The organism is Phycisphaerae bacterium, from assembly GCA_024102815.1.
Taxonomy (GTDB): domain Bacteria; phylum Planctomycetota; class Phycisphaerae; order UBA1845; family UBA1845; genus JAGFJJ01.
Map to the genome: position 1 here is coordinate 14,328 of JAGFJJ010000055.1, position 14,155 is coordinate 28,482.

Sequence of the window (14,155 nt, forward strand, 5' to 3'; positions counted from 1 at the left end):
GTCATCCCTCCTTCCTGAGGAGGGAACCCTCAAGCGGCAATTCCACCGTTTGGCCGTTCCACTCGACTGATGCTCGCTCACGCCATTCAGACACCAATCGGCGAGACTCGACCCGATCGGTCCTTAAGAAGCGAGCCAGTTGACCCTCGCTGACCAATTCTTCGTCGAATGCTCGAAGGGCCAATACTAGATACCTCGTCGGAAACGGACTGTCGGACTCGCTCCGCTCTTCGAGCGCGAGCTCGGAGCGGGCTGAGTGAGGCTTGAAGCCTCGTTCCAGAAGGAACTCATACGAGCCCTCGTTGATGAGCTTGAGCTGTTCGAGACGAAGCGCCATTGCCTGAACGGAAACAAAGAAGTACTGCGCTACGCGACAGAGGTCGGCAACTTGAAAGTCAGCGGAGCTTCGGATTATCTCCGCTACATAACGACGCACACCGGTGCGCGGCATCAAAAAGGCCATGCCGAATGCCTCGACGAAACGCTCCGAAATCGGCTTCCGGGCGGCCCCATGGAGGTAATCAACGCCTGGTTTGTATCGCTCGGTCAGAAAGTGTCCATACTCGTGCGCAATCGTTGCCCTTCGCCGCTCCGGCGGGTGCTTTCTGTTGACGAGAAGACACGGTCCACTCTCGGCAGAGTATGCGTAAATCCCTGAAATACTCGAAGGCAGCGGCCAGTAGAAAATACGCAGACCGACTTCTGCCTCCAGCAAGTCACGCAATGCTAAGACCGGCTGATCCCCAAGTCCGAGGCGCGAGCGTTCGCGAACAACTGCGTCTTCCGCCCATTCTTCGATGCTACCTCGCGTCGGAATTGGAATCTCCGGCGGGTAGTTCGCAAGGAGTGGCGCTTTCATCATTCGCTCAAGACCACGGTAGTCGGAAGCGAGTTTCTCAAGCTCGTCGAGCGCAGGTTCCAGCTCCGCTGCCTCTTCCGGTTTCGCCGTAATAAGCGCCCGAAGGTGTGGTTGGAGCTCGACAGCGGGCATGTCGGGACGGACGAACTCATGAACGGAGCGACCATAGAGTTTAGCCAGCTTCACAAGCTCTTCGCTCGTCGGAACTCGTTGTCCCTTCTCTACCGCTATGATCGTAGGTCGGCTCAGGCCCAGTTCCTGAGCCACCGCGTCCTGGGTCAGGCCACGCCGCTTTCTCGCAAGCAGCAGCCGTTTCCCCAGTAACTGCGGGTCGAGCCTTTCTGCGCCTTTCATGACAGCATCTCCTCACGCTCAACATTGAGCCAGTTCGACCAGCTAACGCCCCGTTCCGCGGCATCCAATGCGATTCGTTCCCATTCGTGGCGGTATCGATGCAAGAGTTCAGTCTGCTCCGCCCATCCGGACTCAGCATGCCGCGGTACGTCGCTGGAACGGAAGTACCGCTCGATAGCTAAAGGGAGAGTCTCTCCTGCCTCACGGAGCAGCGCGACCTGCATCAGCGTGGCCTTGAGAAATGCCACGTCGCTCGCGCTTAGTGTGTTCATTATCCTAGGATCTAGCAGATCGGCGTTGTAGCTCACCGCGTCGTCTGCAACTCCAGCCGCCAGGAACGCTTGCCTACGCCCAATGCACGCTGCGCAGATGCCGCAGTGCTTCAGCCTGCCGCTCACACGAGGCGAGGTGTGAATGCAACTGAAGCTACTGACCGCCAGCCTCTGCAAATCAGGGTGTCTGAGTGCGGAAACCAGCTCACCCTTTGTGCAATGCGAATGTGGCAATTCAAAGCTCATCGCACGATCTATGACAGCCGAACCCAGTGCACTCATCAGCGACATAAACCGAGGATGGCATCCCTTTGTCGTCCGCCCCCCCACGGACATCCCTTGCATTAGCGGTACGTTTAGCGATCCAATTCCGTTTTCATATACTTCGATACGCTCTGCACCTAAGGCGGCCGCAGCCGCAACGCCCACAGCCGCAAACATGAAACCCCGGCAACGCTGTGATTGTTCCTGCTCATCGAGTTGCGGCGGCTTGATGAGCGCCAAGCGCGCGAACAGAGGGAATACTCGACGGCCGAAATGGCTGTTGAGTCCCGCTATGTGACGCTCAACACGGTCGCGCTGGCGGCCGACATGAAGCACCGTGACAGACGTAACGCGGTGAGAAGTATCGGCGAGGCGACTGGCCAGTCCTGCCAAGGAGTCAAGCCCGCCGCTATATAAGCATACGATGTCACGCGCTTCCAGCAGTGAAGATTGCCATGGGCGGCATTCGCCTTGCTCAAATCGAAAAGTCCATTCGTCACCGCTCAACGTGAAGAGGATCTCTTGGAGCGCACGGCTCTGCGTCGTCCAGAAGTCTGGTTCGGAAACCCGTGCACGAACGTTAATCACCCGCGCGGGCCCTCGGATCGAGTTCTGATAATTCCTTCGAACGACCCGGTCAATCGCATACACTCCAGCCGCAATCGCGAGTAGGTCGCTCACTCGTGGAGGTCCCTCAGCACATAGTGGTCCAAAGAGGTCTTCCGTTCTGAGCCGGTAGTGCTTTTCGGGCAATACCGCATCGCTTGCAGCGCCCGGCTGAATAACTTCGTACGTGAGACCGTTCATAAGCTCGCCCTTGGCCGCGATAGGAGCGATTCACGCAGCAGTGAGTGCTGAAGTGTTTTGCGTTCAGCTTTCGTTCGCGGTGCGCTGCGAGGTGGCCTTGTCGGGTCCGCCACAATCTGCCGCGCAGCCTCCGCGAACCTCGGAGCAGTGAGTCGCTCGACATCCGCTCTGAATGCCTTGGCGGACGAGAACGTCGAGAAACGGCCTGGAACTGCCTCCAACTCAATCTGATCGAAGAAGTTGTCGCCGATACGCTGACAGTGATTCCTTAACGTCGTCTCGGGCGGCAGGCCACAAGGCTCCTCTGCAAGCAGGTGCGCGTACTGGTGGCCTTGGCAGCGAGCGAGAACATCACGGACCTCGCGGGGACCTGTCTGCAGCGCGTCGAGCATGTCGGCGAGCGGGTATTGCGGGCCCCCGCGAAGTGGGTCCTTCCGCAGGATGCACTTCAGTGTTCCGACCACGCATCCCGCTAGGCACTCAGCGGCTTCCTCCGGCGTTGCGCCTTTTAGCACCCGATCACAGAGGTGGCGCCACCGGCGATTTCGCCGGTCCCCCAGATCGAGAGTTTCGTTTTCTGCCATGGCGTACCATCCTCAGCCTTGGGCCGGGTGTTTACATTGTAAAGACAGTATCGCCGATTGGCGTCAGAATGTCAAATCGAATTTTCCGGTCAGTATCTCGGCGGACTGCCGCGAGGCAGGCCAACTCGGGCCCGACGCGGGCACGCGACGCCCGTGCGGGCCGCCTGTCAACGCATTGAGGGACGCCTTGGCGGGAGAAATCGCTATATCGCGATAACGACTACCGGACTGGACGGGAGCCTCGGATTCCGGTTTGCAGGACTCCGGCAATGACCTTTTCGAAAGCTTCGATCGCGTGAAGGTCGCCGTTTGGCGGCCGGACAACGCGGCCCGTTGCACGGGCACGCTCGACAAGCTCGTGCTCCGCGTTGATTACGAGCCGAATGCAGGAACGCAGGACGTGGCTCAACTTCAGCGAGGTGCCAAGCTCCGCACCGATATTCGCGACGACACGCTCCAGCGCTCGTTCCTCTGTTGGCGTAAGCAACACTCGCTTCTCCCGCTCCATTCGTTCAGCAAGCGGTGAGACCGGCGAAGGTGTGGTGCGCTGCACGCGCCGCGGCGCCGGCGGCCGAATATCGTGAACAGGTCGATTCGCCTCGGTCCCCTCACCTGCCGCCAGTTGACGCGGAGGATCGACTTCCACTTCCGGCTCCTGCTCCACGACTGGCTCAGATTTTACCGCTGCGCTCCCCTGCATCACCGCTTGCACGAGTGATGTTTCGAGTGGCCGGAATGGCTTTTCGTCGGTTCGCTTAACCATTCGCCACCTCACCGATGACAGCTTCCGTGTTCGGATTCGTCGCATTCGCGGTCAATCGTGCGATTCGCTCTTCGATTTCGGTCGCGAGCGCTCGATACTGATCGGTGACCGCATGATCCGGATGAGTCTGAAAGACCGTCTTCCCACTTTTCTGGGCGCTCGGAATGACGGTTGAGCGACTGATGATCGTTCTGAACTTGGCTGACTCACCGTCCGGAGTTGTGAACGCCGTCTGCACATACTCCGTGAGCGAGTTCGAGAGATTTGTTCGCCGATCGACGCCCGCGATGATGACGCCGAGCAGTCTCAGATTCGGGTTCAGCTTCTTCTGTGCGTCTTGAATATCGCGAAGAGCGTCGGTGAGGCCGGTCACTGCGAACGGCTCCGGCATCGCCGTAAGAATGAACCAGTCCGCCACGAGATACGCGGCCTTGGTAGGGATCTTCGAGTTCGGGGCAGTGTCGAGCAGGATGTAGTCGTACCGGTTGAGCACCGTTTTCAGCGGGTCAAACAGGATGTCCCGTACTGAGAAGAACTTCCCGTGCTTTTCTGGCAGCACATCGTCGATCGTTTCGAGCTTGCGCCGCGACGTGATGAGGTGAACGCCTTTCGGGAACTCAAACCCCTCGTCCGCTTCCGTTATGGCGAGCACGTCTGCGGGCTCGTCGCCCGTCAGAAGCTCGTATGATCCAAGGTACGCTTCCCCTTCCATGCCCAGGTGGCGTGTCGCCGTGTCATTCGGGTCGAGGTCGATGATGAGACACTTTCGACCGCGTTCGCCCAGGGCAGCAGCGATATGAACGGTGTTTGTTGTTTTTCCGACGCCGCCCTTCTGATTGCCGACTGCAATTATCTGGGCTCGCTTCCCCGCTCCGTTCGTCACATCTTCCATTTCACCCCCATCTTACGAAACCGCCTCAACGCGTTATCGCGTGAAGCCGTTAACGCGATTTCGCGACATCGCCTGCTCGCGTTGACGCTTGCTGTGAGGATGAAGGAGCCAAACGATTGTCACAAGATGGAAAATTCCCACGCGACAACGCGATATCGCGTCAAAGCGACTTCGCCACATCGCGTGCTCGCGACAACTCGTTCTCGCGACCATCCGTTATCGCGACGAGCCGTCCTCGCGACTTCGCGACCACGCGACTTCGCGACAATGTCGCCAGCGAAAAGATCGCGTTCTCGCGACAACGCGACAATGTGTTGCAAGTTGCTGAAGATAGTAGCTTGGCCGATCAGCAAACGGCGATCTACTCTGTGCACGAATAGGCTCGCAGGCTTGATTGCGGGCGCCATGTAAGGGTAACTCGTATGTAACTTTCGGGGCAGGGCGCATAGCCCTGAAACGAAAAAAGCGACCGGCCAGGGTCGCTCTTTCGTGACAGAGACTTTGATTTGGGTCCGAGCTAGTCAGACCGCCTCACAGCGTCAAGCCTAGCGCAAGAATCCCAAAACTGTCAAAGCCAAATCTCTGCGTCACACGGGATACGTGTATCCCGTGCTCAGGTCGCATTCGCCCCGAACGCCATGCGGACAGGTGACGTGTGTCCGCTGACAGGGGGATTCATGAACGATGGATGCGGTGTCCCGCTCGGCGGATTCGTGTTCGTATCAGCGGCCGGTTTGCTTGGCACTTGGTGGGCGTACAAGCGCGGCAGTATCGAGTTCCGCGACTTCCGCGTGTGGCTCGCAACACATGAGCTTGCTGCGCGGCGTTGCGGGATAGGCAAGGGGAGGTCGCCCCGATTTCAGGTGGCCGAGATTTCCTCGCTTCTAAACGGCATGGCCGCGGAGCACGTTCGTGCATCGATTCGTCGGTTGGAGCGCGCCACGCTGCTTGTCTGGAGCGAAACGGCCATCCGGCACCCGCGAGGCTTCGACGATCTCTCGGCAGACGCGCAGCAGTTCGCAGCACGCGTCCAAAATCACCGCCGGAAGATTCCGGTTCCAAGAAGGCTGCTGCGGTTCCTAGTCGGCGAGGGGAGGCCAGTACTCGTCGCGACGGCGATCGGACATTTGCTCCGCTGCATGTACTACCGCAAAGGCTCATGCTCACCGTCGGGGCTCTGCAAGGCGACTTGGATCGCGGACCGGCTTAAAGTCGATGCTCGCAACGTGAAGGCCGCTCGTCAGGAGTTGGAGCGACTCGGCATTCTTATCCGCGACGCCGCACCGCAGACAAAGCTCAACCGGTTCGGCGTGCCCATGCGGTTCAATCTCGCGTGGGGAGCACCAGTCCAGGCGGACCGGAACCCACCACCCCCGAAGCCCCTTTCCACAACCGCAGCACCACCCCCTAGAAGAACAGGAATCTCTCTTCCGAGATCTAAAAACCAGAAACCCGGCACGGCCCGGCCGCATGGTGTTCGCAAGCGAACGGAAGGAAGCCCGTCGCTTTCGCGTGTGCTCATGTGCGACCTTCAAGACCCCAAGCGACTCATGGTGCTTCATCAACAAGCACGCCAGGAGGGCCTCGTCGGAAACTCTGAAGCCGAGCGACTGAAGTTCTTCGCGGCCGCAGAACACGCGAAAAGCAAGGGAACGAATAATCCACCTGGGCTCTTTGTCGCCGTGATCCGGCGCGGGCTCTTCGGGTACATCTCGCAGGCTGAGGAGGAGAATGCGCGAGCCCGCATTCGGATTTCAGAAATCAGCGCTGTCGAACAACATCAAGCACTGACGTTGAATCAGTCGGGCCCTGTTGAAGCCGACGACACGGAAGAGCGTTTGCAGATTCGCGAGCGGATTAGAATGTCGCTCGAAACGGCCTCGCTGGCGATCTTGACAACGGAGATGAAAAGGCGACCTGGCCTAACCCATCCTTGCGGGCTCTGCGACTGTAACAAAATGCGACAGATCGCTGTCGTCCACGCATCCGCTCCCTGACGACTGTCTCACTTTGAGACATCCTACTGTTGTCTCTCGGGAAGCTCACGTACGAAAAACCTTGGTTCTGAAGAACCCTTTGTACGGACGCTCAAGCCCGCAGGCATGCCGCCGATACACTGTATGGAACGAGCACAAGTATAGCGGAGCCTGTATGTATGGATTGTCCCTCCTTGCTGCGGCGATTGGCTGCACAGCCCTATGGCGTCTCTTGGCCGCTCTACAGCCATCCAGCTCCACTCGCGGCGCGTCATTATTTCCTTCGCTAATTCGCCAATGGCTCTTTCAAAGCAGCTTTTTTGTCACGTCTGCCTTCGTCGCGACGGCAAGCGCGTTCATGATCTATGGAGTCGGCTGCATAGTAGTCAATGCTCCCGCCTCAGCCATCCTTCAAGACTCCCCGGCAGCGGCTGCGGGACTGAGGGCAGGGGACGTGCTCGTCACCATTGACGGCAAGGCCGCAAGCGGTTGGGACGAACTCGCGCTCGTGTTATCGAAGCCCGGAGCGGAAGCCATTCCGTTTACGGTTCGTCGAGACAACCATGAACTGCAACTCGTCGGCCTTCAGGGATCGTTCTTGAATCGCTCCTCAATGCGTGATCAAGGGATTGAGCTCCCCATCATGCGGCATGCTGTCGGGTTGAACAGGGCGTTCGCTGCGGCAGAAGAGGCGTTTCGCGAAATCTTTACTCTCGCGATAGGCGCAATGCCAAGGCAGCTCGTGCTGCTTTATGGAGATGATGCGATCGATACCCTCCTGTTTGTCTGCATCGTGATTGCCCTGCGGATGCCGCTTGTGCTGGCGCTATTGGGGATCGGTCAAGGGATCGTCGCCGTCGAAGGACTGTCGCGTATCGGGAATGCAAGTGAGAGCATGCGATGACGTTCCGAAACGAGAAGGGCGCAGGCCTATTGGAGGCAGTACTAATCATAGTACTGCTCATTTGCGTGGCGGTGCCGACGTTTGAGCCTCTTCAGAACGCGATGAAGCTGAACTGGTGTAGAGTGGTGAAACAGAGGTGGGATGTAACTGGCTACTTTGACCCAGAAACCGGGCGGTGTAAGCAGTTCGCTACAGGAACTCCCCACTTTTTCTGGTAGTCTCAGGCATGCCTCGTGGTCGCGCACAATCGGCCCAGGATGCATCCTCATAAATGATGTCAAGTAATTTTCAGCATTGAGAGGGAAGAACCAAGCAAGCACAAACCTTCAAAAGGTGAAAGGGAAGCCTCACTCAGCACTAAGCCGAGTGAGGCTTCCCCGGGCACGCAGAAGCTCCAAGTCTGACATAGTACATAGCAAGAGTTCCGAGACGTTGAACGACTTCGCAACTATCGCACAGTGCAGCGCTTGGCAGTCGTGACTTCGCGACGCAGTCTTTTCGTCGCAAGCAGACTTCCGGCCGAAAGCAGGCAAATCGAAGCCGGTTCGGGAATCGGGGTGCCGATGAGATCCACTCCGGCACTCCCTGTCGTGTATGGAGGGCCGAAGCTTGAATAGTCGTAGTAGTTCCCGGGTTCTCCACTCCACACTTCAATCGCTGACCCAAGGTTCTGGTCGGTCTGGACCCAAGCCCATGACCCTCCGACCAGGTCAACGTATGAGGACAAGATGTAGTCCCCAGCCGGAAGCGTGAAGGGGGTAAAGCTAAAGTTGATGTAGTAACTCTGGAACCCCTCCATGCTCTGGCCGAACGGAACCGGCGTGCCCATCGACATCGTCCCGCTAAAGACGTTGCCGACGAGTGGGCTGTTCGCGAACATTTGCTCACGACTCGTTCCGCCGCTCGCCGCGTAGATGTTGATCCGCGGCACCACGCTCTCGAAGGGAACATCCGTGATCGCGACAGCGTTGAAGCCAGTGATCATCATGTCCTGATGGAGGGAGATACGCGTTCCCACCAAATCCCAGAGCTCAAACTCATGCGTAGCAGTCATTCCCGGCTGCCCGTTGGTATGCGAGACATCGGGGAAACAAGTCCCCCCGTAGATCACGTCGGCCCTCGCGGGCGCGACAGCGGTGACCACCATCATGGCGGCCAAAAGCATGATGCACTTCATCATCTGACACGCTCCTTGTCGTACTGAGAAAACCGCGATGGCTCTCTCGACCTTGTTATGCCTCTGCAGGAACACCCCGTAGCAGGCAATGCAGGGCTGAACCCAGCTCTCCACTGCCAACTACCCGGTGCCACAAAGAAAAGGTGAGGAGCACAAAAGACCTTTGTGCTTGACTTGGCTCTCAGCGAGCAAAGCAAGGGGCTTCGCCTACTGAGAGTCAGTACGTCCCTTCTGCCCGAGCCCGAAATGTTCAAGGATGGTCGAGCCAGAACAGTACCCTAACAAGGCGTCCAAAGCTACCTTCCCGTGCGGCCGCTCCGACCCTGGGGCCGCGGTCGCCGGAAAGCCCAGGGCATGCCCGCAAGCGGCGCAAACCATTGAAAATAAAGCGTAGCGTGAACCCATGATGGTTTCAAGCGTCGCCTCCTGTGAACTCTCGGCATGCGAAGCCGAGCTTTACATTCAGATCTTTACCGGCCCGTGCCCCCGCTTCTCCGCGCGATGCGCGAGGAAGCTGGCCTAACCACCCGGGAGCTTGCGGACGCTGTTGGCAAACCGCAGTCCTGGGTTTTCAAATGCGAAAACGCAGAGCGGCGTATCGACGTGGCCGAGTTCTGTTTATGGTGCCGAGGCTGCGAGGTGAATCCCGAGATGGGAATAAGGCGGCTGGCTGGACCCGATCCCGATGCAGATCCGAAGCGCCGTCGTAAGTGATTTGCGCCGCGTCATCTGACGAGCATGCCGCCTTCTGGCCGTCGAGGAAGGAGTTTCTGCCACCGAAGAGCCGACAGCGCTTGCATCTGCCCCTCTATGTTGAAACAGACGATATGCAAAGGCGAGTGAAGAGGAGTTGCCCCGGTCGAAAGGTTGGGCGATTCGACAGTGGACACCTGCTTCTCCAACTGACGCACCGGCGCCTCCGAGTTGTATCATAATGCGACAGCACAGCTCTCTCTAGTGGCAAAGGGGTGCCTGCGCCACGCCTTATCGCTCTACAGGTTATTCTCGATCTTTCGTGTTGTCCCTGAGTCGCCAACGACATAAGATCGCGCTGCAGTTTTAACTCGGATCACCAGATGGACGTATGAGTAGCGACGCGCTTCTCCAATACACTGATTGTCTCAAGGCCAACCGGCCCTACTTTGGAACTCACCTCGCTGCTCGGCAAGGGAGCGCCCGCCGACATATATACATGCAAGCTGCCGTTCGCGCTCTTGCTTCCGCGACTTCTGATCGTCCACTTCGGGTGCTTGAGCTAGGAAGTTGGGCTGGCGCATCGGCGATTACATGGGCTTCCTCCATCAAGCGCTTCTGCCAGCGAGGCGGGACGATTGTGTGTGTGGATTCGTGGGCTCCTTTCTTCAATCCAGCCGAGATGGGTACGGTGCCTGTCTATCAAGAAATGCATGACGCTTCAAAGACAGGCGACATTTTCACGTTATTTCTTCACAATGTCTCCGCGTCAGGCCATGACGACATCATTTTGCCGCTTCGAGGGACCACGGCCGAACTGCTTTCTCGTTTTCCGGCCGAGTCATTTGATATCGTCTATGTCGATGCCAGCCATTTTTACGACGACGTCCGTCATGACTTGACGCATTCATTGCGACTTGTTCGTCTCGGAGGCTATCTTTGCGGGGACGATCTCGAAGCGCAGCTGTCATCAGTTGATAGACTTGAAGCGCGTGGCAACGGGAACCGTGACTATGTTCCCGACCGCCGTTCTGGTGTCTATTTGCATGCGGGGGTAACCGTTGCTGTAGGGGAGATCTTTGGAAACGTCGCCGAGTGGGAGGGCTTTTGGGCAGTTCAGCGCAATCTCAACGGCTGGAACATCTCTCCTGACGTTCCTTTCGCGGGGCTCGATATACCTCAGCATTTGCTTCCGTGGATTTAGTCCACCGCTAACCAAACCACTCTTGACGCATCTGCTTTCGACGCGGTACCGATGCGGTGTCCTTATGCTGAAGCGCGCTTGTCGCTTCGAATAACAACGGTACTTGTTTGCGGAGGCACTATGAACGGGTTTCGTGTCGTGATCGGAGTTGCTGCAGTTATGATCGGTCTTGCTGGACATGCTAAGGCGGATATGTGGGACGCATGGGCACACAACGCGGGCCTGAATTCACCACATGTCGACAATTGTGATAGCTCGACTGAGGTGTTCATCTCAGTGGGTGGCGGAGATCTTGGTTTTTGCATGGAGAAGGATGATCGTGGTTCGGCAGTGTACTGGGAAATTGCTCGGCAAAACTGTGCTGTTGACGGCAAGCGTTTGCCGAGTCCGGCCGAATATCTCGTCGCATGTGATAGCCCGCCGACCGGACTAGTCAACCTCAGCGGAGACGACTGGGAATGGCTCGACTTACCACCCGTTGTTATTTCTAACCAAGGGCAAGCGAACGTCGTCGTTCCGGCCGCGGGGGGAACCACGTGCAGTCAAATGACCTGGGGAGAGCTTGGTACGCATGTCTCAGGAGGAATGCATGCCACAGCGACCTATCGATGTATCCGTTGACCGATTGTGCTCTGAACGGATGGCGAACTGGCTCGCCATCCGTTCGCATTTGTTGCTCGCCCAGTCGCACCAAAAGGCGTCAAGCCCCCTGGTACGTACCACTATCCGCCGCGAGTACCACCGCCAGACGCGAAAAAACGCAGTCGAATGCGAAGCGTTGCGAATCGCGGAACCGCCGCTAAACTACTGCAAATCGAAGGCTTGCAGCGAACGGGGCAAGCTCGCTCGGGGCTTTTCCCAAGCTGGACGTCGTGGGTTCGAATCCCATCGCCCGCTTTTGACCCGAAGTGATTAAAGGGCCTGAGCTTACGAGCTTGGGCCCTATTCGTTGGCTTCCAAGACACACTCCAGGAACGGCGTTTTTCGGGGCAGTGGGTCAGGAGTGGGTCGGTCAGCTTTGACCGCCTCGTTCGCTGCGACGCCCTATCGGCATTCAATCTGCGCGTTGCGGCGTCGGTCTACGAGCGACCGGCTGTGATCGCGGCCGTTCTGATCAAACCTCCGCCCGGCGGAGGGCCGCGCAATACCATATCGCTGCACGGTGCAGCGCCCGTACCAGCGATGCACACCCAGATTCCCGCCTGACCATCCCGGATCCGAATTTCCACCTGGCGGCGCCTCCCTTCGTCCTGACCGTACAGGGGCCGACCCGTGTGCCCACCTGGCCCGGCTTCGAGGAGCCCGAGTACGGAAACTTCAACACGGACTCGATGGTTCGCTGGAACGGTGCCGACCGGGGTGACGCGTTTCAATAGTGCGTACGTACTCCAGGCGGATGCTCACGGCACGGGTGCGGCGGGCGCGGTCCTCGGCGACGGCGCGCGGGCCACGTTCCGCAGCAGCGGCGACTCGCCTTGGAACGAGCCAATCACGTCCCGCACTTCGCAAATCACGGCCAGCGTCAAGCCGCAACCTCGTGGCCACAACTGGCGCGACCGCTGCGGCCGGCGCGCTTCACGGCTCCGGCGCCGCCGCAGTTGCGAACGTCGCGCGGGCCTCCGCAGCCGCACGGGACAGCGGGTGGTCCGGTCCGAAGTAGTCCGCCAGCAGGCGGGCGCCATAGTCAAGCAGCGCGGCCGTGACGACCGGATCCTCGGATGCAGCGCCCAGTCGACCTGCGGTGAACGCGGCATAGCCAAGGCGCCAGTCGCCTGCATTTGGCTCGGACGCGGCGGCAAGTATCGCGGGCCGTTGCACGAGCAGCGCTTGCACGGCCGGGACGTCGCCGGCACCCGGCTCATGAGCGGCGGCGGCAACCAGCGCGGCGGCGTAGACTCGCTCGACGGCCGTCGCGGTCGCGGCGTCGTGGTAAAAGCGGTAGGCAGCCTCTGCAGGTGGGCGCGCAGCACAAGCGGCGCCGTCCTGGAGTCGGGCGAGGGCCAGCCACGCGCGCGCCCCCGCCCCCATCGCGCTGTCGGCGCCGTAGGCGTGCGCTGCACGCGGCACGACGGCCTCCAATTGCTGTAAGGCGATGCGAATGTCGCCAAGCCCGAACTCGCATTCGGCGACGCACAACTGCGACAGCACTGTATCGGGATGATCGGGGCCCAGCAGGTCCTGGCGCGCGGCGACGACCTCCTGATGCGCGGCGCGCGCGGCGCGGAAATCACCCGCCGACTGGTCGATGAAGGCCAGCGTGCCCCGCAGGATCAGGACCTGGCTCGAGTCCGCGCTGTACGGTTCCGACAGCAGGGCGATCGCCTCCTCTTCGGCTACGCGGGCTTCGGCGAAGCGGCGCGCATCGAGCAGCGTCAGGGCGTAGCCATGCAGCGTCCAACCGAAGCGAATCGCACTGGCGTCTTCGTGCTGACGATAAATGGACAGCGCACGCTCCTGCACGGCGAGCGCCTCGTCAATCCGGTGCAGATCGCTCAGCACCGGGCCCAAGCGGCCGAGGACCTCCGCGACCGGCAAGCTGTCCGGACCGAAGTGCTCTTCGCGGATCGAGACCGCTTCGCGGAAGACGGGCTCGGCATCGGCTGTCCGGAACCCGCTCGCGAGCCGCGTGCCGTACATGAACAGCGTGTCGGCGACCTCTGGGTGCCGGGGACCGAAGTGCTCCCGGCAGCGCTCGAGCGCTTCGCGCGACAAGGCGACGGCCTGGTCGAAATCGCCGCGCTCGACGGCGATGCTCGCCCGGCCATCGAGCAGCGCCAGCACCATCGACGACGCCGGGCCGTCCTCCCGCAAGAACCAGTCGTGTGCACCGGTCAGGAGTTGGTCAGCTTCATCCCGCGCCCCGCTTTGCATCAGCACCATACCGAGGTTCCCGCGGGCGGATTGCAGCTCGCGGCTGGACTCGCCGTAACGGGCGGCAAAGATGCGGATGACTTCACGGAGCGTGGCGGCGACTTCTTCAAACTGGCCGCGACGATAGAGAATCTGGCCGCGCTGGTTCAGAATCGCCAGCACGCTGTCGCTCTCAGCACCCTCGGCAGCGCGGGCGATCGCGAGCGCGCGATCGAAGTCCTCCTCCGCGGCATCGAGATCCTCCTGGGCCAGCCGCGCGCCCCCGAGCGTACGGTAGATCTGCGCCGTCTCGGCCGTCTCGAGTCCCATGTTCGCATGAATGGCGGCAGCCTGTTCAAGCATCGTGGCCGCCTCCGTGAACGCGCCGAGTTCGTGGTACGTCTGACCCAGGATCAGCCGCACCGTCGCCTCGACGGCGGGCGCGTCGGCAAGTTCGTCGTCGATCCGGCCCGCGACCGTGTCGAGCACCTCGCGCACCGTCACGTCGCGACCCCGGGCCTGGTCGGGCGTCACGCTCTTGAGCATGTCGTCGAGA

General features: G+C 59.8%; 11 protein-coding genes. 5 read left to right on the top strand and 6 right to left on the bottom strand.

Annotation, left to right across the window (positions count from 1 at the left end; genetic code table 11):
• Nucleotide 1: 1 nt before the first annotated feature.
• From J5J06_13680 to J5J06_13695, 4 genes are all read right to left on the bottom strand, one after another.
• Complete coding sequence (locus tag J5J06_13680) at nucleotides 2-1,213, bottom strand: ImmA/IrrE family metallo-endopeptidase (protein ID MCO6438139.1); 1,212 nt, start codon at nucleotides 1,211-1,213, stop codon at nucleotides 2-4.
• On the bottom strand, nucleotides 1,210-2,430 hold the full coding sequence (locus J5J06_13685) for a 7-cyano-7-deazaguanine synthase (GenBank protein MCO6438140.1): 1,221 nt from the start codon (nucleotides 2,428-2,430) through the stop codon (nucleotides 1,210-1,212). Before J5J06_13685 ends, J5J06_13680 begins: the two co-directional genes overlap by 4 nt.
• 930 nt (nucleotides 2,431-3,360) lie before the next feature.
• Nucleotides 3,361-3,903, bottom strand: a complete 543-nt coding sequence (locus tag J5J06_13690; protein ID MCO6438141.1) for a hypothetical protein — start codon at nucleotides 3,901-3,903, stop codon at nucleotides 3,361-3,363.
• The gene (locus J5J06_13695; protein ID MCO6438142.1) at nucleotides 3,896-4,795 is read right to left on the bottom strand and encodes a ParA family protein; all 900 of its coding nucleotides are present in this window, start codon (nucleotides 4,793-4,795) and stop codon (nucleotides 3,896-3,898) included. The genes J5J06_13690 and J5J06_13695 overlap by 8 nt, the downstream gene beginning before the upstream one ends.
• Before the next feature lie 677 nt (nucleotides 4,796-5,472).
• On the opposite strand from J5J06_13695, the gene J5J06_13700 reads away from it, so the two are divergent.
• Nucleotides 5,473-6,792, top strand: coding sequence for a hypothetical protein (locus J5J06_13700; protein MCO6438143.1), 1,320 nt, complete (start codon nucleotides 5,473-5,475; stop codon nucleotides 6,790-6,792).
• A 154-nt stretch (nucleotides 6,793-6,946) separates the two neighbouring features.
• A complete protein-coding gene (locus tag J5J06_13705) occupies nucleotides 6,947-7,675 on the top strand; it encodes a PDZ domain-containing protein (GenBank protein MCO6438144.1) in 729 nt (242 codons plus the stop codon).
• Between the two features lie 448 nt (nucleotides 7,676-8,123).
• On the opposite strand, the gene J5J06_13710 is transcribed toward J5J06_13705, so the two are convergent.
• Nucleotides 8,124-8,855 (bottom strand): hypothetical protein, encoded by a 732-nt coding sequence (locus J5J06_13710; protein MCO6438145.1) that lies wholly within the window; start codon nucleotides 8,853-8,855, stop codon nucleotides 8,124-8,126.
• 498 nt (nucleotides 8,856-9,353) lie between these two features.
• On the opposite strand from J5J06_13710, the gene J5J06_13715 reads away from it, so the two are divergent.
• The 3 genes from J5J06_13715 (at nucleotide 9,354) to J5J06_13725 (ending at nucleotide 11,370) form a co-directional block, all read left to right on the top strand.
• Nucleotides 9,354-9,566 carry a helix-turn-helix transcriptional regulator gene (locus J5J06_13715; GenBank protein MCO6438146.1) on the top strand — a complete coding sequence of 71 codons (213 nt, stop codon included), beginning with the start codon at nucleotides 9,354-9,356 and terminating at the stop codon, nucleotides 9,564-9,566.
• Nucleotides 9,567-10,044: 478 nt separating this feature from the next.
• Nucleotides 10,045-10,749 (top strand): class I SAM-dependent methyltransferase, encoded by a 705-nt coding sequence (locus J5J06_13720; GenBank protein ID MCO6438147.1) that lies wholly within the window; start codon nucleotides 10,045-10,047, stop codon nucleotides 10,747-10,749.
• A 120-nt stretch (nucleotides 10,750-10,869) separates the two neighbouring features.
• Entirely contained in the window at nucleotides 10,870-11,370 is a 501-nt protein-coding gene (locus J5J06_13725; GenBank protein MCO6438148.1) for a hypothetical protein, read from the top strand.
• 954 nt (nucleotides 11,371-12,324) lie between these two features.
• Here J5J06_13725 and J5J06_13730 read toward each other — a convergent pair.
• A partial coding sequence (locus J5J06_13730) for a tetratricopeptide repeat protein (GenBank protein ID MCO6438149.1) occupies nucleotides 12,325-14,155 on the bottom strand: 1,831 nt, incomplete at its 5' end.